Below are 21,550 nucleotides of genomic sequence, written 5' to 3'. Positions count from 1 at the left end.
TTATCATCGGTTATCTGGTCTGTGATGGAGCCATTCCAGCAAGCCGGGCTCCGCGAGTTCGGCCATCCGGCGGTCATAGCGCGCCCGATCCTCGGCGGTGAGGAACTGCTCCCATTCACCCGACTTACCGCTGCGGAAAAAGCGTTCGCTATCGCGGATGTAGCCCAGTTGCTCGTCGGGTGCCAGTTCGGCCGCGCGATCGCGCATCTGCCGGAACGTGGCCGCCTCCACCAGTTCGGGCCACCGGCTCTCGGGGATGTCGATGCCGAGCCGTTCCGCGAGCCGTCGCATCTGCCCGGCGAGGTCGGCGGAGAGGTCGGCGTAGTGCAGCAGGATGACGTTCGCCTCCTCGCGGCGAACCCACGCGCGGCTCTGCGTCCAGATCAGCGCGCGCAGCGAGTCGAGGTTGACGAACGGCGAGTCGTCGTTGTCCACCCAGCGCAAGGTGTACGACCGCTCGTCGAGCAGGTCCCGCTCGTCATATGCGTCCACCGGCGCCTCCGACCCGCCGGGACCGGGGTGGGCGGCCTGGTTGATCAGGCGGCGGATCACGTCGCGCTTGAGGTTCTTGCCGTGGCTGCGCAGGGATATGGCGACATCGCGGGGGTCGCGCCCCACCGTGATGTAGGTGACCTGCGGATCGGTCGGGATTCCGTCGAGCGGGATGTGGGTCTTGATGAAACGGCGGTGCTGCTGCGCGGCGAGGCGGTCCCAGACCTCCTGCTTCGGACGCACGAGCATGTCGATCCACGGGGAGAGGCTGGACAGGGGCGCGGGCAGCCGGGGCGTCTGGAAGATCAGGAGCGCGCAGATCATCTGCGTCCAGGTGGTGCCGCACTTCGCCGGCGAATTGATGACAATGTCGCCGGGCCGGAATTCGAACCCCTCCCACCGGGAGCTGTCCTCCATCGGCGTGAGGTAACGAGCCAGATGCGTCGTCATCGACGTGATGATAATCACCGATTGGCAATTAAGGAAGGGATGAAATTGCCCGAACGCTTTCCGTATAGGAAAAGCGTTTGACCATATTCCTGATCTGGTGGGAAGGGAATTCGTAAACACTGGTATAACTCCATATGGAAATACCAGGTCAGAGGCCCGGGTCATGCGGTCGCGCGGCCAAGGCCGATCGAGCGGGTTGGCAAGCGCCGTACCGGGTCAGCGGCGTTCGTGAGGGTGCGCGCGTACGTGCGCGCGCTCGCCTTGCAGGCCGAACAGGATGAGCAGCTCGACCGCTCCCCCGTCGGCGCTGCCCAGCCAGTGCGGCAGGGACGTGTCGAACTCGGCCGCCTCACCCGCCGGCAGCGTCAGGTCGCGCTCCCCGAGCACCAGCCGCAGCCGGCCGCTGAGCACGTACAGCCATTCGAAGCCGTCGTGGGTCTGCGGGGTCGGTTCGAGCGGTTCCGGCACGGCGGGGATGATCATCTTGAACGCGTGCACCCCGCCCGGCCGCCTGGACAACGGGATGAAGATCATCCCGAAGCGTTTCACCGGCTTCAGATGGATGCGGGGGTCGCCCGTGCGCGGGGCGCCGACCAGGTCGTCCAGCGGCACGTCGTAGGTACGCGCCAGCGGCAGCAACAACTCCAGCGTCGCCCGGCGCTGCCCGCCTTCCAGCCGGGACAGGGTGCTCTCCGACACCCCGGTGGTCGCCGCGAGGTCGGCGAGGGTGAGGCCGCGTTCGCGCCGCAGCGTACGCAGCCGGGCCCCCACTCCGTCGAGCACGTCATCTGTTTCCTGGTCCACGGGTCCATCTTGCCAGAACCGCAAGTTTCCTTGCCGAACCATGGCAGGACTGGCGAACCTGGGCGCGTCACGACGGAAGGAACCTCGATGAGCATCACCGATGCGGCCACGTTCTGGGACGGCGTCTACACCGCCCGCCCGGCCGCCACCGACCCCCGGCCGAACGACCGCCTCGCCGAGACGGCCGCGGACCTGCCGCCCGGCGCCGCGCTGGACCTCGGCTGCGGCGCCGGCGGCGACGCGCTGTGGCTGGCCCGCCGCGGCTGGCACGTCACCGCCGCCGACATCTCGGCCGTGGCGGTCGAACGGCTCGCCCGCCTCGCCCGTTCACGCGGCCTCGGCGACCGGATCGTCGCCGAACGGCATGACCTGCGTGAATCCTTCCCCCGGGGCGGGTACGACCTGATTTGCGCCCATTACCTGCACACCCCGTTCGACCTGGACAGGGCGAGCGTGCTGCGGGTGGCCGCGCACGCGCTGCGCGTGGAGGGGCGCCTGCTGGTCGTCGACCACGGCTCGGCCACGCCGTGGTCCTGGAACCAGGATCCCGACGCCCGCTTTCCGGCCCCGCTGGAGGTCGCCGCGGGGATCGATCTGGACCCGGCGACGTGGACGGTCGAGCGGGCCGACGCGCCCCGCCGGATCGCCACCGGGCCTGGCGGGCGTACCGCCGAGGTGACCGACCACGTCCTGCTCATCCGCCGCACGGCACCGTAAGGAGATCACGATGACCCGTAGAGACACTCCGCCGCCCCGCACCGGGGGCAGCGAGACCGAGGTTCTGCGCGGCTTCCTCGACTACCTCAGGAACTCGATCGCCGCGAAGGTCGACGGCGCCCCGGAACCCCAGGTCAGAACGGCGGGAGTGCCGTCGGGCACGAACCTGCTCGGCCTGCTCAACCACCTCACGTTCGTCGAACGCGCGACGTTCCTCGGGGACAAGGTCACCAACTGGCCCTCGACCTTCCGGGCCGCGCCGGCCGACAGCGTCGCCGACGTCGTCACCCGCTACCGGGAGACGGTCAAGCGCGCGAACGAGGTCCTCGACCGGAACACCGACCCGGGCAGCGTCCGCTGGGCGCTCGTCCACATGATCGAGGAGACCGGCCGCCATGCCGGCCACGCGGACATCCTCCGCGAACTGATCGACGGCGCGACCGGCCGCTGACTCCACCCCTTCGCCCAGGACAGGAACACATGATCTCCGCACCACGGCCACGCCGTCTCTCGCGCGCGATGGCCTCCGTCACGCTCGCCGTACTGCTCACCATCGGCGCGGGCGCCTGCGCCGCACCGGCGGCCGGTCCCGCTGCCGCTCCCACCTCCGCTCAGACCTCTGGTCCCGCCTCTGGTCCCGCCTCTGGTCCCGCCCACACCGCGGCGACGCGGAACGACCCCCGGTTCACGAGCACCTTCCGGCACGAGTTCGCCGACGTGGACGGCGTCCGGATGCACTACGTGGCCGGCGGCAGCGGCCCGCCGGTCGTCCTGCTACACGGCTGGCCGCAGACCTGGTACGGCTGGTGGCCGATCATGCCCGAGCTCGCCAGGCACCACACCGTCTACGCCGTGGACCTGCCCGGACTGGGTGACAGCACCGGCTCCCCGACCGGCTACGACAAGGCCACCCTCGCGCGCTACGTCCACACCCTGATGGCCGGGCGCCTGGGTGTGCGTGACGCCCGCGTGATCGGGCACGACCTCGGCGCCGCCGTGGCGTTCCAGTACGCCGCCCAGTTCCCGGCCGACACCGCCCGCCTCGGCTACCTTGACCTGCCGCTGCCCGGCCCCGGCATCGACGCGCGCACCTACCGCTCGCTGAGCTGGCACATCGCCTTCCACTCCCAGCCCAAGGTCCCCGAGACCGTGGTGGGCGACGACGTCCGCGACTACCTGGCCCTGTTCTACCCCCAGGTCTCCTTCGGCGGCACCGCGTTCGGCGGCACCTCGACCCGCTCCCCGTTCACCGACGCCGAGATCAACGAGTACGCCAGGACCTACAGCCGCCCCTCGGTCCTGTCCGGCGGCTTCGAGCTCTACCGCAGCCTCGACAAGGACGTCAGCGACGCCAAGGCGGCGAAGCCGGTACGCGTCCCGGCCCTGGTCATGAGTGCCCAGGGCCAGATCAAGGCGATCAGGGCCACGGTGGCCCCGCGCCTGACCAACATCGTGCGGGCGGTGGACGTGCCGAAGGCCGGGCACTGGCTCATCGAGGAGAACCCCCGGTTCGTCACCCGGGAACTGCTGCGCTTCCTCGCCTGAGCACCGGCTACCGCCAGCCCTCCCGCCCGCGCTCCAGCCCGTCGAGGATCAGGCCGAGGCCGACGTCGAACTCCTCCTCGTAGGCGTAGTCACCCTTGAGGCCGCGCTCGGCGAGCATCTCGCCGAGGTGCGGGAACTCCTCGCGCGGCAGCTGCTCCATGATCGAGCCCGCCACGTCCTCAAGCCCCTCCGGCGAGGTGAACGGCAGGCTGAGCTCCTGGAGCGTGAATCCGTAGATGTAGCTGTCCAGCACCGAGATCGCGTGCGAGGCGCCGGCGATCGAGAAGCCGCCCGAGCGCAGGCAGCCGATGACCGCGTCGTGATGGCGCAGGGTGGCGTTGCCGGGGTTGGTGCGTGAATCCATCAGGCGGATCGCCCACGGGTGGCGGGTGAGGGCCTCGCGCATCGAGGCCGACCGGCGGCGCATCGCCGCCTGCCAGCCGATGCCGGCGGGCGGCAGTTCGATCTCGCCGAAGACCAGGTCGATCATGCCGTCGAGGATCAGGTCCTTGTTGCGGAAGTGGTGGTACAGCGACATGGCCTCGATGCCGAGGCGGTCACCGAGCCTGCGCATGCTCGGCACGCCGGTGCCCGCCTCGTCGGCCAGCGCGACCGCCGTACGGATCACCACCTCCTTGGTGAGCGTGTTGCGCCGGGGCGCCGGCGTGCCGGCTGTCTCGGTGTCCACGACGTTCTCCTGCCTGTTCTGCTGGGACGGCTTGACAACCTTACACTGCAAGGTTCTACCCTTACACCGTAAGTGCAGGTGTGGTGAAGCAGAGGAGCGAGCCGTGGAACCGATCGGTTCAGGCAAGAAGGTGTGCGTCGTCGGCGCGTCGGGCAAGCTCGGGCGCTACATGGTGCGGCACGCACTGGACCGGGGCTACGAGGTCGTGGGCGTCTGCCGGGAGCGGAGCGTGACCAAGCTCGCCGGCTTCGAGGGGCTCATCACGGTGATCCCCGGAGACACGAACACCCCCGCGATCATCGCGCGGGCGGTGCGGGGCTGCGACGCCGTCCTCACGGTGCTGGTGCCCTGGGGCAGGAAACGCTATGCCTCCGGTACGGCCCAGGCCGTCCTCGACCACGCGCGCGAGGACGCCCGCCTGGTGTTCTCCTGCGGCTGGCACATCACCCGCGACGGAAAGGACGTCTATCCCCGCGCCTTCAAGCTGTACGCCGCCGTGTTCGGCCGGCTGGCGAAGATCGCCGGGGTGGTCGACGTGGACGACCAGGTGGAGGCGTGCCGGAGGATCTTCGCCAGCGACACCCGCTGGACGGTCGTGCGCGGCAGCGACCTGGAGGAGGGCGAGAGCCAGGGCCTGCCGGTGTGGAGCCGGCACGTGGGCGATCCGATCCTCGCGAGTAACCTGACCCGTCGCGTGGACTACGCCCGGTTCATGGTCGAGGCGGTGGAGGACGACGACCTCGTCCACGAGGCCCCGGCCATCGTCGGCCGGCTGACCCCCTCGGCCCTCGCGCATGCCGGCGATCCGGCCTGAGCGCCCGCACGCCGGCGATCAGGCCCGAGCGCAGGCTCCCGCCGGGCCCTTGGCCATGATCATCCCTTCGGGCGGGCCGCCCAGACGGTGCGTTCGGTGCGGACCATGAGGTCGTCGCGGCGCAGGATGCTGTGCGGGCCGCCGGTGTCGAGCAGCCGGTCGAGCGCGGCGAGATCGTCCGGCGCGAGGACGTCGGCGACACCCCCGCGGATGCGGCGCAGGCTGCCGAGGGCGTAGCGGCCGACCGCCTCGTTGCCGGAGCCGCCGATGTTCACGGTGAGCGTGCGTTCGCCCTCGATGACGAATCCCGCGGCGGTCAGTTTCGGCCCCCAGTCGGCGCCGCGGTGCGGCACGTGCTCGGTGTGGAAGCGGGCGCCGGCCGCGTGGCAGCGTTCTTCCAGGCCGGGGCGGTCGGCCGGGGCGTACTCGGGCAGGAATCTGGGGAAGCCGGCCAGCTCGACGACGGCGAACAGCCCGCCGGGGGCGAGGATGTCGCGGACCTCGCGCAGCGCGCGGTCGGGATCGGCCAGGTGGTGGAGGGAGGCGGAGGCCCACACGAGATCGGGTGTGCCCAGATCGGGCCAGCCCGTGTCGAGGTCGGCCTGGATGGTGACCACCTCGCGCGTGCCCGCCTTCTCGCGCAGGCGGTGCAGGTGCTCGGGCGAGGAGTCGACGGCGATGACGTGCGCCTCGGGGAAGCGGGCGAGGAGGGCGAAGGTGCCGGCGCCCGTTCCGCTGCCGAGGTCCACGATCCGGCGAGGGGGCGTGTCGATCGGCAGCCATTCGGTGATGGCCGCGAGGTGACCGGCGAGGACTTCGGCGTCCAGGTCGAGGATCTCCGCCTGGCCGTGATGAGAGGCGTCGTGTGGGTGCATATCCCCACGTTAGAGCGGGTATGCGTATGCGGCACGAGGTCTTGCCGGATCCGCAAGACGATGGGCGTGTGGGCTGCGGGACGCGCAAGGCCGCCGGATAAAGCGTTGGCGGCGCCGTCGGGCAGCCGACTAGCGTTGCGTCGTTCATACGCCTTGCCGGTAATTCACCTGATGGGAGACCAGGATGACCTCTCGGTTCGCCGCGCTCTGCTTCGACGCGAAAGATCCACTCCGCCTTGCCCGCTTCTGGGGCGAGCTCACGGGCCGGGAGGTGGCCGAGGACCCCCGCGACGGCGTGGTGCTGCTACCGGGTGCCGGCACCGAGTTCCCCATCCGGTTTCTCCCGAGCCAGGCCGAGAAGCTGGGCCCGAACCAGGCTCACTTCGACCTGACGAGCGAGTCCCCCGAGGGCCAGGAGCGGACGGTGGCGCGGGCGCTCGAACTGGGCGCCGAGCACATCGACGTCGGGCAACTGCCGGAAGAGGGGCATGTGGTGCTGGCCGACCCCGAGGGCAACGAGTTCTGCGTCATCGAGTCGGGCAACAAGTTCCTGGCCGGCACCGGGTTCATCGGCGCGCTGTCCTCCGACGGGACGCAGGCGGTCGGGTACTTCTGGAGCCGGGCGCTCGGCTGGCCGCTGGTCTGGGACCAGGACGAGGAGACCGCGATCCAGTCGCCGCACGGCGGCTCGAAGATCACGTGGGGCGGACCGCCCGTGGCGCCCAAGCTCGGGAAGAACAGGCTGTACTACGACCTCGTCGCCTCCGGCCGGCAGGAGATCGACCGCCTCGTCTCTCTCGGCGCCACGGTGACCGCCCAGGGCGAGGGCGACCGGGTGGAGATGACCGACCCCGACGGCAACGAGTTCCTGGTCCATATCTCCCGATAACGGCCCGCGGGAATCTCTCAGGTCGCTCAACCGTTCGAAGATTGCTGGTGATCCCCGCTTGGCAGGGCCGCCCGCGCACTGATCCAAGCGCACAGAGGAAGACGATATGACCACGACCACCGGCTGGCGGCGCAACGTCGCCCTTTTCCTGACCGGACAGACGGTTTCGCTGTTCGGCTCGATGATCGTGCAGTACGTGGTCATGTGGTGGGTGACACTGCAGACTCAGTCCGGGCTGGCGGTCGCCCTCTACGCGGTCGCCGCGTTCCTGCCCCAGGGCGTGGTGTCGATCTTCGGCGGGGTCCTCGCCGACCGGATGAACCGCCGCGTGCTCGTGATGATCGCCGACGGCGGCATCGCCGCGGCGACGCTGGTGCTGGCGATACTGATGGCCAACGGCGTGACCGACCTGTGGATCGTCCTGCTGGCCGTCGCGGTGCGCTCGGTGGGGGCCGGAGTACAGACCCCCGCGGTACAGGCGATGATCCCGCAGATCGTGCCCGGCGAGCACCTGATGCGCGTCAACGGGATCTTCCAGACGATCCATTCGGCGATGGCGCTGCTCGCGCCCGCGGCCGCCGGAGCGATCTTCGCCGCCTTCGGCGTCGTTCCGGTCTTCTTCCTGGACGTGGTCACGGCGGTCATCGGCATCGGGCTGCTCGCGCTGGTCGCCGTCCCGACGCTGGAGCGGGTGGCCGAGTCGACCGCCTCCTACCGGCAGGACCTGGTCGAGGGCATGCGCTACATCAAGACGCAGCCGGTCGTGCGCTGGCTGCTCGTCGTGTACGCGACGATCTTCCTGCTCACCGTGGCGCCCACGTTCATGACGCCGCTGATGGTCGCGCGTACCTTCGGCCGCGACGAGTGGATGCTGGCCGTCCTGGAGGTCGCCTTCAGCGTGGGCATGCTGCTCGGCGGCGTCCTGATGTCCACGGTGCTGGCCAAGCGCAGCCCGGTCGGGCTGATCCTCATCGCCGTCTACGGTTTCGGGCTCGCGACCGTCGCGCTCGGGCTGAGCACCAACCTCTGGGTCTTCTACGGGTTCATGTTCCTGATCGGGCTGCTGGTGCCGCCCTTCTCGACCCCGTTCATGACCTTGATCCAGGAGACCGTCGAACCCGGCATGCAGGGGCGCGTGTTCAGCTACGTCACGATCGTGATGGCCCTGGCCACGCCCGTCGGCACCGTCGTGTTCGGGCCGCTGGCCGACGTGGTCAGCGTGCAGATCCTGCTGATCGCCGCGGGCGTGGCGGCCGTCATCGCGATCGCGTTCGCCGCCCGGCTGCCCTCCGGGCGGGCCACCATGGCCGCCGCCCGGAAGCTGGCCGAGCCGGTCCCGGAGTCCGTAACCTGATCGTTCATGGAGCCCGGAGCGGTTGATCGCCCTTGACTCCGTCAATCCGGACCTGGTGCCCGGCGGGGCGGGCGAGAGCGCCGTCGCCAGCTTCGGCACCGAGGAGGTGCTGAGGTCCTTTACCGCCGACGCGGCGATCGTCACCGAGCCGAGCCATCTGGAGGTGACCCTGGCCCACAAGGGGTTCGCCTGGTTCGACGTGGTGATCGAGGGCCGTGCCGAGTGCCGCGTCACGGTGGAGCGCCGCACCGTCCCCGGCGAGGACCCGCGCCGAACCCTTCTGGACCGACGCCTCCCTCCTGGACCGGGCCGGGATCCCCTGCCTGCTGTTCGGCGTCGACGGCGGGGGCGCGCACGCGGACGTCGAGTGGGTGGACCTCGCCTCCCTGGACCACCTCACCGACGTCCTCGCCCGCGTCATCACCGACTTCTGCGCCTGAGAGGACCGCGCCCCCTACTCGGGCATCGGGGCGTCCAGGTAGGTCAGCACCACGTCACGGACCACGTCGGTGTGGCCGAGTCCGTTGAAGTGGGTCGTGCCGGGGAAGACCGCCAGCTGTGAAGCGGGCACACCGGCGAAGTCGCCGTTGACGTCACCGCCGCGCAGCCGTAGGAACTCCACGGCGTGATCGAGCTTGACGGCGTCGCAGTCGCCCACGGTGATCAGGGTGGGTGCGGCGATGGCGCGGATCTCGTCATCCGACCAGCCGGCGAAGCCGGGGTCGAAGGCGCCGAGCTTGTCGAGCAGCGCCTGCAGCCGCTCCGGGTGCGGCGATTTGGCGAGGTAGTCCTGTTCCATGGGGGTGCCGGCGATCATGTCGACGCTCATCTCGCCCACGGCGTCGGTGTTCTCCGAACGGTCCCCGCGAGGGTGGAAGGACACCGACGAGAGGACCGCCTTGCGGACCAGTTCGGGATGGCGGATGGCCAGATGCAGCGCGACGGCGCCGCCGACGCTGAAGCCGAACACGTCCGCCCGCGGCACGTCCAGGTGCTTCAGCAAGCCGACCACGTCGGACGCCAGGTCGGCCACGGTCAGCGGCCGGTCGATGTCGTTGGTGCGTCCATGCCCCTGGAAGTCGGCGGCGATGACCTGGCGGTTCGCGGCCAGGCCAGGAAGCAGTGCGCCGAACTGCAGGTCGATGTTGAACAGACCACCGTGCAGCAAGAGCAGCGGTGTCCCGCCGGAGCCGTGGATCTCGTAGTACATCTGCAAGCCGTTCACCGGCGCGTACCCGGTCATGATGTCCTCTCCTTGGGGAAAAGTGACTACCCACCGTACGGCAGCGCGCGAGAAAACCAGATGACCCGGGCCTTGCGCCCCCCTAACCTCCCTGCATGGGACGTGATGAACGCGGTGTGACACCTCAGAGCGAGGACTTCTCCGCCTGGTACAACGAACTGGTGGCCAAGGCCCAGCTCGTCGACCGGGGACCCGCGAAGGGCACCATGGTCATCCGACCGTACGGCTACCGCTTGTGGGAACTGCTCCAGGAAGAGCTGGACCAGCGGATCAAGGACACCGGCCACGAGAACGCGTACTTCCCGCTGCTGATCCCGGAGAGCTACCTGCAGCGCGAGGCGCAGCACGTCGAGGGCTTCGCGCCCGAGCTCGCGGTCGTCACGCACGCCGGCGGCAAGGACCTGGAAGAGCCGCTGGTCGTCCGGCCCACCTCAGAGACGATCATCGGCGAGATGATGGCCAAGTGGGTGTCCTCCCACCGCGACCTGCCCCTGCTGCTCAACCAGTGGGCGAACGTCGTGCGCTGGGAGCTGCGGACCCGGATGTTCCTGCGCACGACCGAGTTCCTCTGGCAGGAGGGCCACACCGCGCACGCCGACGAGGCCGGCGCGATGCGCGAGACGATGCTCGCCCTCGGCCTGTACACCGAGGTCTGCCGCGACATCGCGGCGCTGCCGGTGGTGCCCGGTGAGAAGACCGCCGGGGAGCGGTTCGCGGGCGCGGAACGCACGTTCACCGTCGAGGGCATGATGCGCGACGGCAAGGCGCTTCAGGCCGGCACCTCCCACTACATGGGGACGAACTTCGCCAAAGCCTTCGAGATCCGGTACACCTCGCAGGCCGGGCGGCTCGAATGGTGCCACACCACGTCCTGGGGCATGACCACGCGGATGATCGGCGCCGTCGTCATGACCCACGGCGACGACAAGGGCCTGGTCCTGCCGCCCCGGCTCGCGCCGTACCAGGTCGTGATCGTCCCGATCGGCCGCGGCGAGGAGGTCCCCGCCGCCGCCCGCGAGCTCGCGGGCAGGCTCAAGGCGGCCGGTGTCCGCGCGCACGTCGACGACCGCGACCATCTCTCACCCGGCTACCGGTTCAACGACTGGGAGCTTCGCGGCGCCCCGGTCCGGCTCGAACTCGGTGCGCGTGAGCTGGAGTCCGGCACCGTGGTCATGGCCAAGCGGCTGGGCGAGGAGGGCAAGCGGACGATCCCGCTCGACTCCGTCGCCGCGATCATGCCCGGCGTGCTCGCGGACTTCCAGGCCTTCCTGCTGCGCCGGGCCACCGGCTTCCGCGAGGACCGCACCCGCGCCGTCGGCACCTGGGAGGCGTTCGCCGACGCCGTCACCACGGGCTGGGCCTCGGCCCTGCACTGCGGCCGCGCCGTGTGCGAGGACGACATCAAGGCCGAGAGCGCCGCCACGCCGCGGTGCGTGCCGCTCGACGCGCCGCCCGAGAGCGGCGCCTGCGTCCGCTGCCGGCAGCCCGCCGCCTACGGCAAACGCGTGCTGTTCGGCCGCTCCTACTGACCCTCACACCGGCCGGTTCCGGCCTTCGGCCAGAAGGCGATCCCGTACGGCGGCCGCCGCCGGGCCGGCCGGCCTCCCGCTGGCGGCCCACCGCCTGGTAGGGGGGCCGCGCGGCCTCTGACAGACTTCTGGCCATGGCCAAGGGGACTGAGGCGGACGGCGCCGTGGGGCGGGTGCGGGTCGGCGTGCTCGGTCCGCTGGTGCTGGAGACCGCTTCGGGACCGACGCCGGTCGGGGGCCCCCGGCTGCGGGTGCTGCTGGCCCGGCTGGCGCTGGAGGCCGGGCATGCCGTACGGCCGGCCGCGCTGGTGGAGGAGCTGTGGGACGAGGCGGCGCCGGAGGCTCCCCTGCACGCGCTGCAAACGCTGGTGTCGCGGCTGCGGCGCCTGCTGGGCGACCCGGGGCTGCTGACCTCGGGCCCGGACGGCTACCGGCTGGCCGTCGAACCGGACGCGGTCGACGCGCTCCGGTTCGAACGGCTGGCCCGCGAAGGACGGCGTTCACCCGCCGAGGCAGCCACCACCTTGCGCGAAGCCCTGAGCCTGTGGCGCGGCCCCGCCCTGGCCGACGTGCGCGCGGCGCCGTTCGCCGCCGCCGAGGCCGCACGGCTGGAGCGCGCCAGGCTGGCCGTCCTGGAAGACCGGATCGAAGCCGACCTGACGCTCGGCGCCGGCCCCGACCTGATCGCCGAGCTCGAAGCGCTGAGCGCCGCGCACCCGGTGCGCGAACGCCTGCACGCCCAGCTGATCCGGGCCCTGGCACTGACCGGCCGCGGCGGCGAGGCGCTGACCGCCTACGAGCACATCCGCGGCCTGCTCGCCGAGAGTTTCGGCAGCGATCCCGGCCCGCACCTGCGCGAGGCCCACCTGGCGGTGTTGCGTGGCGAACGCCGCCCGCCGCCCGGCAACCTGGACCTCCCGCTGACCAGCTTCGTCGGCCGCGACGCCGACGTGCGCCGCGTGAGCGCACTGCTGGAGCGGTTCCGGCTGGTCACGCTGACCGGTCCGGGAGGGTCGGGCAAGACGCGGCTGGCCACGACCGTCGGCGGGCGGCTCACGCCGGCCGGCGGGGTGTGGTTCGTCCCCCTGGCCCCGATCGGCGCCGACGACGTGCCCCGGGCGGTGCTCGACCGGCTGCGGGCCCGCGAACAGGCCGGGCCGGCGCGGCCCGTCGCCCCGGAGCGGATCCTGGACCGCCTGGTCGGCAACCTCGCCGGCGACGACCTGGTGCTGGTGCTGGACAACTGCGAGCACGTGATCGAGGCCGCCGCCGCACTCGCCGCGACGCTGCTCGCCCGGTGCCCGGGACTGCGGGTGGTGGCCACCAGCCGCGAACCCCTGCGGATCGACGGCGAGAGCCTGCACCCGGTGCTCCCGCTGGAGCTGCCGGAGCCGGGCTCGACGGCCGCGCGGGCGCGCGCCTGCGCGGCTGTCCGGCTGTTTCACGACCGGGCCGCCGCGGTCTCGCCCGGCTTCGCCCTGGAAGGCGGCGCGCTGACGGCCGCGGTCGAGATCTGCCGCCGCCTGGACGGCCTGCCGCTGGCGATCGAGCTGGCCGCGGCCCGGCTGCGCACCCTGCCGGTCGAGGCGGTCGCGGCCCGGCTCGACGACCGCTTCCGGCTGCTGAGCGGCGGCAGCCGTACGGCGTTGCCGCGCCATCAGACCCTGGGCGCGGCGGTGGCGTGGAGCTGGGACCTGCTGGAGGACGACGAGCGGGACCTGCTGGAACGGCTGGCTGTCGTGCCCGGCACCTTCACCGAGGACGCGGCGGCGGCGATCGGCGCGGTGGACGAGGCCGGCGAGCTGCTGACGGCGCTGGCCGACAAGTCGCTGCTGCACCCGGCCGAGACCGCCGACCCGCTGGAGCCGCGCTACCGCATGCTGGAGACCATCCGGGAGTACGGGCTCCGGCGGCAGGCGCGGGCCGGTGCCGTACGTGACAGGCATGCCAGGTTCTTCCTCCGCCTGGCCGAGACCGCCGACCCGCACCTGCGCACCGCCGGCCAGCTGCGCTGGCTGGCCCGCCTGGACGCCGAGCGCGACAACCTGGCAGCCGCGATCCGGTGGGCGGCCGAGTCCGGCGACGCCGATCTCGCGGTACGGCTCGGCGTCGCGCTGAGCTGGTTCTGGTTCCTGCGCGATCACCCGCCGGAGTCGCTGGACCTGCTCGGCCGGGTGCTCGATACCCGCGGCGCGAGCGATCCGCGGGCCCGCGCGCTGGTGGTCGCCGCGCACGCCCTGGCCACCACCGAGACCATCAGCGGTCCGGACGAGGGAGCGGCGGCCTTCGCCCGGATCGCGACGGCGCTGGAGCAGGCGGCGCCCGGCACCCACCCCGTTCTGGAGATGGCCGCGCTGGTGCTGGCCATAGGCTCGCGAACCGGCCTGCCGAACCCCTCGGGCGAACCGACGGATGTCTGGAGCCGGTCGCTGACCTTGCTGGTCCGTGGCGTGCTGACCATGAACGGCGGGCACCCCGCCGAGGCGGCGCGGCCGCTGTCGGCGGCGCTGGCCGGGTTCGAGGAGGCCGGCGAGCGGTGGGGCCTGGCAACCACGCTGAGCACCCTGAACACGGCGCTGCGCCGCGGCGGCGACCCGGCCGCCGCGCGGGGGATGGCCGAGCGGGCGGGGCGCTACTTCCGGGAACTCGGCATGGCCGAGCACACGATGGAGAGCGAGGTGGCCGCCGCGACGCACCTGGCCGAGGCCGGTGACGTGGAGGGCGGGCGGCGGCGGCTCGCGTACCTGCTGGGGAGGGTCGGGCCGAGCGGGTCGGCGGAGTCGCGGGCGCAGGTCCGGCTGGGGCTGGCCCGGCTGGAGTGGCGGGCCGGGCGGCTCGGCGCGGCCCGTGAGCATGCCGGCGCGGGGCTGGCGGAGGCGACGCCCGGCCGCTCGACGCCGCACCTGGCGGCGCTGCTGCTGGCCGTGCTCGCGCACGTGGACGTGGCGGAGGGTCACCCCGAGCGGGCGGTCCGCCGGCTCGACCACCCGGCGGTGCACGTGACGCTGACGTGGAACACCCCGGTCGCCGCCGCCATCGCGCTCGTGCTCGCCGCGATCGAGGTGTCCCCCCCGCCGTTCGCGAAACAGCCCGATCGCCGCGAAGGCCCGCAGCGGGCCGGGCGGCTGCTCGGGGCCGCCGTCGTGCTGCGCGGCTGGGACGAGCCCGGCGACGCCGACGTGCGGACGGTCACGCGGCGGGTGACGGAGGTCCTGGGGGCCGCCGGGTTCGCGGCCGCCCATGCCGCGGGGGCGGCGATGTCGCGGGCCGAGGCCGAGGGCCTCGTGTCCGCGATCATCACCGCGCCCGCGGCGGTCAGCTAGCCTGCGGCTTGCCGAACATCGCGCAGGTCACGGCGCTCTGCAGCGCCTGGGCGGCCTTGGCGATCTTCGGGTCGGCGTCGAACTCGGCCCAGAACTCCGTCGCGATGACGACGCTGGCCGTGCGGCCACCGGTGCGGTCGGTGAGGGTGGTGGTCAGGTAGCCGGGGATGCCGCCGTCGTGACCCCAGAACGTGCCGCAGGGCGTCGTGCCGGTCTGGACGCCCAGGCCGTAGCCGGGCCCGTCCGGCCGGGCGGGGTCCACCGGCACCGTGGCCCGCATCTGGGCCAGCTGGGCGGCGGGCAGCAGCGTGCCGGTCATCAGCGCCGTGTAGAACCGGGCCCAGTCCTGGCTGGTGGAGACCACCGCGCCGGCCGCCGCGCCCCACCCGGGGTTGTGGCCGGATACGTCCACGTGACCGTGGCGGCGGGGCCCGGCGAGGTTCCTGAACCCGGCCGGGACGCTCGGCGGCATGTGGGCGGCGTCGCGCTCGTAGCCGCGGGCATGGGAGCCGCGCCAGGTGCCGTCGGCCGGGTAGTAGGTGTGCTTGAGTCCGAGCGGGCGGGCGATCCGGTCGCGGATGAGGGCGGCCAGGCTCTTGCCGGTGGCCCGTTCCAGGACGGCGCCGACGGCCGCGTACCCGGTGTTGCTGTAGGACCACTTCGTGCCCGGCGCGAACAGCGGAGGGTGCTTCACCCCCACCGCGAGCAGCTTGTCCGAGGTCCACCGCCGCCGGTCCTTGCCGAGCATCGCCGGGCGCAGGGCGGCGTCCTGGGTGTAGTCGAACAGGCCGCTGGTGTGGTTCAGCAGCATGCGCAGCGTGATCGCCCTGCCGTTGGGCACCTTGCCGGGCAGCCACTTGTCCACCGGGTCGGTCAGGGCGAGCTTGCCCTCGGCGACCAGTTGCAGCGCGAGGGTAGCCGTCATGGCCTTGGTGTTGGACCCCACCCGGAACTCGTCGTCCGCCTTGAGCAGGTGATCCCGCCTGGTCCAGGCGGCCTGCTCGGCGATCTCGACGGGCCGGCCGCGCCCGTCGTCGACGCGCACGATCACACCGGGCGCCCCGGCCTCCACCAGGTCGCGCGCCAGCCGCTGCAGCTGAGCGCGCGGCGCCTCGGCACTGGTGTACGGCGTGGCCGCGGCGGCCGGGACCGTCGCCGCCAGACTCACGACCAGCGCGGACGCCACGACAGAAAGGACACGTTGCGACATGGACCGGTTCCTCCGGGTGATAGGTGAACGAACGACCCCACCCTCCAGCCCCCCACTCACAGACCGCGCACAGCACGCTTTCAGCGCCGCCCGATAGGCTGACCGCCCCGAGCGGAGAGGGAGCCGTATGCGGGTGGCGGCCGTCATCGTCCTGCTGATCGCCTGCCTGCCGGGCGGCGGGCCGTCGCGGCCGGTGTGGGAGCTGACGCTCACCCGGCGGGCCGCCGTCCAGTCGATGGCCGCGACCGCGTCCGGCCAGGCGTGGCTGATCGGCAAGGACGGCGCGCTCCAGCGCTGGGACGGCCGGGCCTGGGCGCCGGCTGGCAAACCACCGCGCTTCTGGAGCGAACACGGGAGCCTGGTCACCTCGCCCGCCGGTGACGACCTGTGGCTGTTCGGCGGGGAGCATCCGCTGCAGTGGCAGGGCCGTTGGGTGAGCAGGCCCTTCCCGCGCGGGGAGTTCGCCGTCGGGCCGCAGGCGGTGCTCGCCCGCGACCGCGTCTGGGTGGGCGAGCAGGGCGGGCCCGAGGACTGCGTCTGCGTCGGCATCCGCTCCTGGGACGGCACGCAGTGGCACGACGTCGCCACCGGCGGCGACCATGCCTTCGACACCCAGTTCACGAAGGTGGCGCCGCCCTGGCTGGTCAACCACGAGGAGATGCTGCGGTGGGAGAACGGGCGGCGGCGGCAGGTCGCGCCGCCGGTCACCTCGTTCGGATGCCGGTCGTGGGAGGGCTATGCGATCGAGCGCCTGACCTCCGGTCCCGGAGGGGCGTGGGCGGTGGCCCGGGTGGCCAAGCCGGAGGCGTCCTGGTGCCTGGGTCGCCACGCCGACCTGCGGGTGCTGCTGCGCTGGGACGGCGCCGCCTGGCGGCAGGTCGAGCTGTCCCTGGACAGGACCGGGGTGGCGGGGCTGGCCGTGGACGCCAGCGGCGGATTGTGGCTGGCGGCCAATCCGTACGGCCGGCCGTACGTGCTGCGCTGGGAGAAGGGCAGGTGGCGCAGGATGGTTCTGCCGCGCGGGACCGGGATCGCCCGGATCGCCCCCGAGCCCGGCACGGGCCGCCTGTGGGTGCAGGCACAGGACGGCCCGGACACGCTGATCTACCGCCTCAGCAGAAGCGCACCCGGTTCCGGCCGCTAACCTGCGGGCTCCGGTGGGCAGCCCACGGACGCGCGGCGCGGGTGAACGCCGCGCACCCCCCTCGGAACCGGCGGGCACACATGATGCGATAGATACAGCGTGAGACCGTTCCCCTTCCGGCGGCGTGCGGCACCCGACGTCAACGCCGACAGCACCGACGCCGAGCTCATCGCCGCCGTCGCCGCGGGCGCCACCGCCGCCCTGCGCCTGTTGCACCAGCGGCACGCCCCCTGGCTGCGCGCCCGGCTGGCCCGCCGCTGCGCCGACCCGGACGCCGTGGACGACGCGCTGCAGGAGACGTTCCTGGGTGTGTGGCGCTCGGCGGCCCGTTTCCGCGGCGACAACGCGGCCGGCTGGCTGTGGACGATCGCGATCCGGCGGCTCATCTCGGCGCTGCGCGGCAGCGGCGGGCGCTGGATCGGCACGGGCATCGAGCCGGACGACACCTCGCCGGTCGCCTCGGCCGAGGACGTGGTGCTGCTCAACGTGGAGCACGGCGACCTCGGCAGCGCCCTGACCAGGCTCTCGCCCGAGCTGCGGGCCGTCATCGAGGCCACCGTCCTGGACGGACTGACCACCAGGGAGGCCTCCGGTCTCCTGGGCATTGCGGAAGGCACGGTCAAGACCCGCGCGATGCGGGCCAGGGCCCGGTTGCGCGAGGAGCTGTCATGAGCTGGCACATCCCCGATGACCTGCGCGAACGCTATCTCGGCGGGGCGCTGGATCCGGCCCTGGCCATGTCCGTGGACGCGCATCTGGGGCGGTGCGCTGCCTGCCGGGCGGCGGTGCCGTACGACCGGGACTGGCTTGAGGGGTCCTGGGCCCGGCTGGAGGCGAAGCTGGTCACGGCGCGGCCGCGGCCGGCGGAGAGGGCGCTGCGGCACGGCGGGGTGCCGGACCATCTGGCCAGGCTGCTGTCGGCGACGCCGACGATGAGCCGGGCGTGGCTGGTCGCGGTGGTGGCGGTGCTGGCGTTCGCGGTGCTGGCGGCGCGCGAGCAGGCCGAGCTGCTGCCGGTGTTCCTGATCGTCGCGCCGGTGCTGCCGCTGGCGGGCATCGCGCTCGCCTACGGGCCGCGCGTCGATCCCGCCCACGAGCTGGTGGCGGCGACGCCGATGTGGGGGCCGCGGTTGCTGCTGGCCCGGGCCACGGCGGTGCTGGCGGTGTCGGTGGTGCTGGCGGGGCTGGCCTCGCCGCTGCTGCCGGCGCCGCCCGGGTTGAGCGCCGCGTGGCTGCTGCCGGCGCTGGCCGCCGCCTCGGGCTGCCTGGCCCTGTCCAACCGGCTGCCCGTGCCGATCGCCGCCCTCGCCGTCGGCGGGGTGTGGCTGGCCATCGTCGGCGCGGGCGGCCTGCTCGGCGGCTGGATCGCCGTCTTCGGTCCCGCCCCGCAGATCGGGTACGGCGCCGCCGTCCTCCTGCTGACCTACCGCTTCTACCGAGTGAGCACCCGATGATCCAGATCAACGGCCTGACCAAGAGCTACGGCGCCCGACGGGCGCTGGACGACCTGCACCTGACGCTCGGCACCGGCGTGACCGGCCTGCTCGGCCCCAACGGCGCCGGCAAGACCACCCTGCTGCGCTGCCTGGCCACCACCCTGGCCCCCGACGCCGGCACCGTCGACGCCTTCGGCCTGGACCCCGCCCGGCGCGCCCAGCGCACCGCGCTTCGGCGCAGGCTCGGCTACCTGCCGCAAAGCCCCGGCGCCTACCCGCACTTCACCGCCTTCGACCTCGTGGACTACGTGGCGATCCTCAAGGAGCTGACCGACCGCGCGCACCGCCACGCCGAGGTACGCCGGGTGCTGGCCGAGGTGGACCTCACCGATCAGGCCAGGACGAAGGTCCGCAAGCTGTCGGGCGGCATGCGGCAGCGGCTCGCGCTGGCCCAGGCACTGCTGGGCGAGCCGGACCTGCTCATCCTGGACGAGCCGACCGTGGGCCTGGACCCGGAGCAGCGGATGGCGTTCCGCGCGCTGGTCTCGCGGCTGGGCGAGAGCCGTACCGTGGTGCTGTCCACGCACCAGACCGAGGACGTCGCCGCCTTGTGCGAGCGGGTGGTCGTCATGCGCGAGGGCCGGGCGGTCTTCGACGGCACGCCCGGCAAGCTCGCCGCGGTCGCCGAGGGCCGGGTGTGGCTGTCGCCGGCGCCGCCCGACGGCGCCCGGCTGTTCTGGAAGACGGCCGATGGCCGCTACCGCACGCTCGGCGCGCCCCCGCCGGCCGCGGCCGCGGCGCCGCCCGGCGTCGAGGACGGCTACCTCATGCTGCTCGGGGAGGCGGCGTGACACGGCGGCTGCTGCTGTTCGAGGCGCGCAGGCTGATCAGGCATCCGCTGGTGTGGGGGGCGTGGGTGCTGGTGGTGGCGCTGCAGACGTTCCTGAGCCGCGACGGCCAGCCCGACCTGTCGATGGATCCGGTCAACGCCACGGGGCTGTTCACCTGCCTGGGCGCGGCGGTGCTGGTCGTGGCGAGCCTGGCCGCCTCGCGCGAGGGCCGGCACGGCATGCCCGAGAGCCTGGCCGGGCTGCCCGGCCGGGCCGATCATCGCACGCGCGCCCTGCTGCTGGCCGTCCCGCTGGTCGCCGGGCTCGCGGCCGCGCTGGCGATGGGCGCCTACCTGGCCATCCGGCTGCTGAGCGGCCCGGCCGGGGGCCGGCTGGACGTGGCCGAGCCGCTGACGGCGGTGGCCGCCGCGGTCCTGGCCGCCACGCTGGGGGTGGCGGTCGGCCGCTGGGCACGCTGGTTGATCGCCGGGCCGATCGTGGTGGCGGTGCTCGGCTTCCTCGTCTTCACCAACCCCTCCAACGGCCCGGCGGGCTGGCTGCTGCCGGTGATGCAGGTCCACCGCCCGGACTGGCCCGACCGCCCGTCGCTGGTCCACCTGGTGTACGTGCTCGCCGTCGCGGCCCTGTTCGCCGCGCTCGCGCTGCTCAGGCACCGGGTACGGCCGGCGCCCGCCGCGGCCGCGGTGCTGGCCCTGGCCGTCGCGGTGCCTGCGGGGGCCGTCGCGGCGTCCACTCCGGAACCGGCGCGGTTGCCCACGAACGTGGACCTGACCGTGGAGCACGTCGACTCCCGCGTCCGCGAGCGCTACTTCGGCCCCGCCGCCCACCGCTGCGTGCCCCGAAGGGGCCTGACCTACTGCGCCTTCCCCGGCTACGAGTCCTGGATCCCGCTGTGGGAGCAGGCGATCGGCCCGGTGATGGCGGCGCTGCCGGCCGCGCGCCGCGCCCAGGCGCCCGCGGTCCGGCAGGTGAGCCCCACCTGGCAGTTCGCCACGCCGCCCGCCGCGATCGGGGCGCCGATGAGCTGGGGCCACCCCGACCAGCTCCGGCTGCTGGCCGAGGACGCCACGTTCTGGGCCACCGGGCTGAACGACTCGGCCCGCCGGCACCACGACCCCCGCCTGGGGAGGTTGTGCGACGTGCGGGGCCAGGCCCGCACGGTGGTGGCGCACTGGCTCATCGGCCAGGTCGCCCCGCCGGAGGCCCGCAGGGAGCTGTACGTCGACCGCCATCTGGGACGGCAGTCCGGCCTGGACTGGGGGCCTGCCGAGACCGGCTACGCCACGCTCCTGCTCGCCGCCCCCGGTGCCCGCGAGAAGGTCGTGGCCCATTGGGACACGCTGATGAAGCCCACCACCACGATCGACCAGGCCCTGCCACTGCTCGGGCTGGAACGCAGATTCGCCGCGCCGATGGGAGCGACACCGTGCTTGTGACCACGCCCGCCCACCCCAAGGCCACCACGCCGAAGGCCGCTCCGCCCGGGACCGTCCCGGCCGGGACCGTCTCGCCCGGGACCGTCCCGCCTGCGGGCGCCTCGCCACCGTCGCGCCGCCGGGTGGCGCTCCTGCTGGTGCGTCCCCTCGCCCGCGCCATCGACTGGGCGCCGCCGGCCGTGGTCGCCGTCTTCACCGCCGCGCTGGTGAGCCTGGTGGGCTTCGGTCAGGTGCTGCCCGGCGGGGACGCGCTCGTGCTCATGCGCGTCTGTGGCACGCTGCTCGGCGCGGCGGCGGCGTTCGGGCTGGTCGACGCCATGTCCGCCGAGCTCGGGGCCACCGCGGTCCCGCGCTGGGTGACTCAGGCGTTGCGCTGCCTGCTGCCGGGCGGCGCGGCCATCGCGATCTGGCTGGCCGCCTTCGCCTATGTCCTGACCCGCCTGCCGCACGACGCGCTGTTCCCCGTCGGCGACCTGCTCATCGAGATGGGCGTCTGCCTCGGCATCGCGCTGGCGGCGGCGGCGAGCGCGGTGCGGTTCGCGCCGGGGCGGCAGGCGGCCATGGCGGCGGTGGTGGTGCAGATGGCGCTGGTGCTGGGCACCATCCTGCTGCCCGAGCAGGTCCGGCTCTGGCCGCCGACCTGCGGCTTCGGGTACTGGGACCAGGCGCACCTGTTCTGGCTGGCGATGCTGCCGCTGCCGTACGTGTGGCTGGTCTTCGCCGGGCGTGACCTGCGACGCTGACCTCCCG

The 21,550-nt window shown here is 72.9% G+C and carries 21 protein-coding genes; 15 read left to right on the top strand and 6 right to left on the bottom strand.

Going from position 1 to position 21,550, the window contains the following annotated elements:
* Positions 1-3 precede the first annotated feature (3 nt).
* On the bottom strand, positions 4-942 hold the full coding sequence (locus ACIBKY_RS26455; protein ID WP_397100430.1) for a sulfotransferase domain-containing protein: 939 nt from the start codon (positions 940-942) through the stop codon (positions 4-6).
* Between the two features lie 216 nt (positions 943-1,158).
* Positions 1,159-1,746 carry a helix-turn-helix domain-containing protein gene (locus tag ACIBKY_RS26450; protein WP_397100428.1) on the bottom strand — a complete coding sequence of 196 codons (588 nt, stop codon included), beginning with the start codon at positions 1,744-1,746 and terminating at the stop codon, positions 1,159-1,161.
* Between the two features lie 87 nt (positions 1,747-1,833).
* On the opposite strand from ACIBKY_RS26450, the gene ACIBKY_RS26445 reads away from it, so the two are divergent.
* The 3 genes from ACIBKY_RS26445 to ACIBKY_RS26435 are packed head-to-tail and all read left to right on the top strand — an operon-like array spanning position 1,834 to position 4,008.
* Positions 1,834-2,463, top strand: a complete 630-nt coding sequence (locus ACIBKY_RS26445; RefSeq protein WP_397100426.1) for an SAM-dependent methyltransferase — start codon at positions 1,834-1,836, stop codon at positions 2,461-2,463.
* 10 nt (positions 2,464-2,473) lie between these two features.
* Positions 2,474-2,914 (top strand): DinB family protein, encoded by a 441-nt coding sequence (locus tag ACIBKY_RS26440; protein WP_397100425.1) that lies wholly within the window; start codon positions 2,474-2,476, stop codon positions 2,912-2,914.
* 29 nt (positions 2,915-2,943) lie between these two features.
* Complete coding sequence (locus ACIBKY_RS26435; RefSeq protein WP_397100423.1) at positions 2,944-4,008, top strand: alpha/beta fold hydrolase; 1,065 nt, start codon at positions 2,944-2,946, stop codon at positions 4,006-4,008.
* Positions 4,009-4,015: 7 nt separating this feature from the next.
* On the opposite strand, the gene ACIBKY_RS26430 is transcribed toward ACIBKY_RS26435, so the two are convergent.
* Positions 4,016-4,696, bottom strand: a complete 681-nt coding sequence (locus ACIBKY_RS26430; RefSeq protein ID WP_397100421.1) for a TetR/AcrR family transcriptional regulator — start codon at positions 4,694-4,696, stop codon at positions 4,016-4,018.
* A 103-nt stretch (positions 4,697-4,799) separates the two neighbouring features.
* Between ACIBKY_RS26430 and ACIBKY_RS26425 the strand changes: the two genes are divergently transcribed.
* On the top strand, positions 4,800-5,510 hold the full coding sequence (locus tag ACIBKY_RS26425) for an NAD(P)-dependent oxidoreductase (protein WP_397100419.1): 711 nt from the start codon (positions 4,800-4,802) through the stop codon (positions 5,508-5,510).
* 59 nt (positions 5,511-5,569) lie between these two features.
* Here the strand turns inward: ACIBKY_RS26425 and ACIBKY_RS26420 are convergent, their stop codons facing one another.
* Positions 5,570-6,385 (bottom strand): class I SAM-dependent methyltransferase, encoded by an 816-nt coding sequence (locus tag ACIBKY_RS26420; protein WP_397100417.1) that lies wholly within the window; start codon positions 6,383-6,385, stop codon positions 5,570-5,572.
* 184 nt (positions 6,386-6,569) lie between these two features.
* Here ACIBKY_RS26420 and ACIBKY_RS26415 point away from each other — a divergent pair, with 184 nt between their 5' ends.
* From ACIBKY_RS26415 to ACIBKY_RS26405, 3 genes are all read left to right on the top strand, one after another.
* Positions 6,570-7,274 (top strand): VOC family protein, encoded by a 705-nt coding sequence (locus ACIBKY_RS26415; protein ID WP_397100415.1) that lies wholly within the window; start codon positions 6,570-6,572, stop codon positions 7,272-7,274.
* Positions 7,275-7,380: 106 nt separating this feature from the next.
* Positions 7,381-8,628, top strand: a complete 1,248-nt coding sequence (locus tag ACIBKY_RS26410) for an MFS transporter (protein ID WP_397100413.1) — start codon at positions 7,381-7,383, stop codon at positions 8,626-8,628.
* 215 nt (positions 8,629-8,843) lie between these two features.
* Positions 8,844-9,068 carry a M20/M25/M40 family metallo-hydrolase gene (locus ACIBKY_RS26405; RefSeq protein WP_397100411.1) on the top strand — a complete coding sequence of 75 codons (225 nt, stop codon included), beginning with the start codon at positions 8,844-8,846 and terminating at the stop codon, positions 9,066-9,068.
* Between the two features lie 14 nt (positions 9,069-9,082).
* On the opposite strand, the gene ACIBKY_RS26400 is transcribed toward ACIBKY_RS26405, so the two are convergent.
* Positions 9,083-9,871, bottom strand: a complete 789-nt coding sequence (locus tag ACIBKY_RS26400) for an alpha/beta fold hydrolase (RefSeq protein WP_397100409.1) — start codon at positions 9,869-9,871, stop codon at positions 9,083-9,085.
* 95 nt (positions 9,872-9,966) lie between these two features.
* Between ACIBKY_RS26400 and proS the strand changes: the two genes are divergently transcribed.
* Both proS and ACIBKY_RS26390 read left to right on the top strand, forming a co-directional pair.
* Positions 9,967-11,400, top strand: coding sequence for a proline--tRNA ligase (gene proS, locus ACIBKY_RS26395; protein WP_397100407.1), 1,434 nt, complete (start codon positions 9,967-9,969; stop codon positions 11,398-11,400).
* A gap of 134 nt (positions 11,401-11,534) precedes the next feature.
* Positions 11,535-14,723: a BTAD domain-containing putative transcriptional regulator gene (locus ACIBKY_RS26390; protein ID WP_397100405.1), complete on the top strand. Its 3,189-nt coding sequence runs from the start codon at positions 11,535-11,537 to the stop codon at positions 14,721-14,723.
* Here the strand turns inward: ACIBKY_RS26390 and ACIBKY_RS26385 are convergent.
* Positions 14,716-15,933: a serine hydrolase domain-containing protein gene (locus ACIBKY_RS26385; RefSeq protein WP_397100403.1), complete on the bottom strand. Its 1,218-nt coding sequence runs from the start codon at positions 15,931-15,933 to the stop codon at positions 14,716-14,718. The genes ACIBKY_RS26390 and ACIBKY_RS26385 overlap by 8 nt on opposite strands.
* A 127-nt stretch (positions 15,934-16,060) precedes the next feature.
* On the opposite strand from ACIBKY_RS26385, the gene ACIBKY_RS26380 reads away from it, so the two are divergent.
* From ACIBKY_RS26380 to ACIBKY_RS26355, 6 genes are all read left to right on the top strand, one after another.
* Positions 16,061-17,077: a hypothetical protein gene (locus ACIBKY_RS26380; RefSeq protein WP_397100401.1), complete on the top strand. Its 1,017-nt coding sequence runs from the start codon at positions 16,061-16,063 to the stop codon at positions 17,075-17,077.
* A gap of 99 nt (positions 17,078-17,176) precedes the next feature.
* Entirely contained in the window at positions 17,177-17,749 is a 573-nt protein-coding gene (locus tag ACIBKY_RS26375; RefSeq protein ID WP_397100399.1) for an RNA polymerase sigma factor, read from the top strand.
* Positions 17,746-18,531, top strand: a complete 786-nt coding sequence (locus tag ACIBKY_RS26370; protein ID WP_397100397.1) for a zf-HC2 domain-containing protein — start codon at positions 17,746-17,748, stop codon at positions 18,529-18,531. The genes ACIBKY_RS26375 and ACIBKY_RS26370 overlap by 4 nt, the downstream gene beginning before the upstream one ends.
* Entirely contained in the window at positions 18,528-19,364 is an 837-nt protein-coding gene (locus ACIBKY_RS26365) for an ABC transporter ATP-binding protein (RefSeq protein WP_397100395.1), read from the top strand. Before ACIBKY_RS26370 ends, ACIBKY_RS26365 begins: the two co-directional genes overlap by 4 nt.
* Entirely contained in the window at positions 19,361-20,800 is a 1,440-nt protein-coding gene (locus tag ACIBKY_RS26360) for a hypothetical protein (RefSeq protein ID WP_397100393.1), read from the top strand. Before ACIBKY_RS26365 ends, ACIBKY_RS26360 begins: the two co-directional genes overlap by 4 nt.
* Positions 20,791-21,543: a hypothetical protein gene (locus tag ACIBKY_RS26355; protein WP_397100391.1), complete on the top strand. Its 753-nt coding sequence runs from the start codon at positions 20,791-20,793 to the stop codon at positions 21,541-21,543. Before ACIBKY_RS26360 ends, ACIBKY_RS26355 begins: the two co-directional genes overlap by 10 nt.
* The last annotated feature ends 7 nt before the right edge of the window (positions 21,544-21,550 follow it).

Source organism: Nonomuraea sp. NPDC050394, assembly GCF_044459065.1.
In the GTDB taxonomy this organism is placed as follows: domain Bacteria; phylum Actinomycetota; class Actinomycetes; order Streptosporangiales; family Streptosporangiaceae; genus Nonomuraea.
This window is presented reverse-complemented; position numbering and strand designations above follow the sequence as displayed.

What these genes read in the sequence shown, in the direction of transcription:
- ACIBKY_RS26440 (WP_397100425.1), top strand. Translation starts at nt 2,474, where the DNA reads ATGACCCGTAGAGACACTCCGCCGCCCCGCACCGGGGGCAGCGAGACC.
- ACIBKY_RS26455 (WP_397100430.1), bottom strand. Translation starts at nt 942, where the DNA reads ATGACGACGCATCTGGCTCGTTACCTCACGCCGATGGAGGACAGCTCC.
- ACIBKY_RS26420 (WP_397100417.1), bottom strand. Translation starts at nt 6,385, where the DNA reads ATGCACCCACACGACGCCTCTCATCACGGCCAGGCGGAGATCCTCGAC.
- ACIBKY_RS26435 (WP_397100423.1), top strand. Translation starts at nt 2,944, where the DNA reads ATGATCTCCGCACCACGGCCACGCCGTCTCTCGCGCGCGATGGCCTCC.
- ACIBKY_RS26400 (WP_397100409.1), bottom strand. Translation starts at nt 9,871, where the DNA reads ATGACCGGGTACGCGCCGGTGAACGGCTTGCAGATGTACTACGAGATC.
- ACIBKY_RS26390 (WP_397100405.1), top strand. Translation starts at nt 11,535, where the DNA reads ATGGCCAAGGGGACTGAGGCGGACGGCGCCGTGGGGCGGGTGCGGGTC.
- ACIBKY_RS26410 (WP_397100413.1), top strand. Translation starts at nt 7,381, where the DNA reads ATGACCACGACCACCGGCTGGCGGCGCAACGTCGCCCTTTTCCTGACC.
- ACIBKY_RS26415 (WP_397100415.1), top strand. Translation starts at nt 6,570, where the DNA reads ATGACCTCTCGGTTCGCCGCGCTCTGCTTCGACGCGAAAGATCCACTC.
- ACIBKY_RS26445 (WP_397100426.1), top strand. Translation starts at nt 1,834, where the DNA reads ATGAGCATCACCGATGCGGCCACGTTCTGGGACGGCGTCTACACCGCC.
- ACIBKY_RS26370 (WP_397100397.1), top strand. Translation starts at nt 17,746, where the DNA reads ATGAGCTGGCACATCCCCGATGACCTGCGCGAACGCTATCTCGGCGGG.
- ACIBKY_RS26365 (WP_397100395.1), top strand. Translation starts at nt 18,528, where the DNA reads ATGATCCAGATCAACGGCCTGACCAAGAGCTACGGCGCCCGACGGGCG.
- ACIBKY_RS26380 (WP_397100401.1), top strand. Translation starts at nt 16,061, where the DNA reads ATGCGGGTGGCGGCCGTCATCGTCCTGCTGATCGCCTGCCTGCCGGGC.
- proS (WP_397100407.1), top strand. Translation starts at nt 9,967, where the DNA reads ATGGGACGTGATGAACGCGGTGTGACACCTCAGAGCGAGGACTTCTCC.
- ACIBKY_RS26385 (WP_397100403.1), bottom strand. Translation starts at nt 15,933, where the DNA reads ATGTCGCAACGTGTCCTTTCTGTCGTGGCGTCCGCGCTGGTCGTGAGT.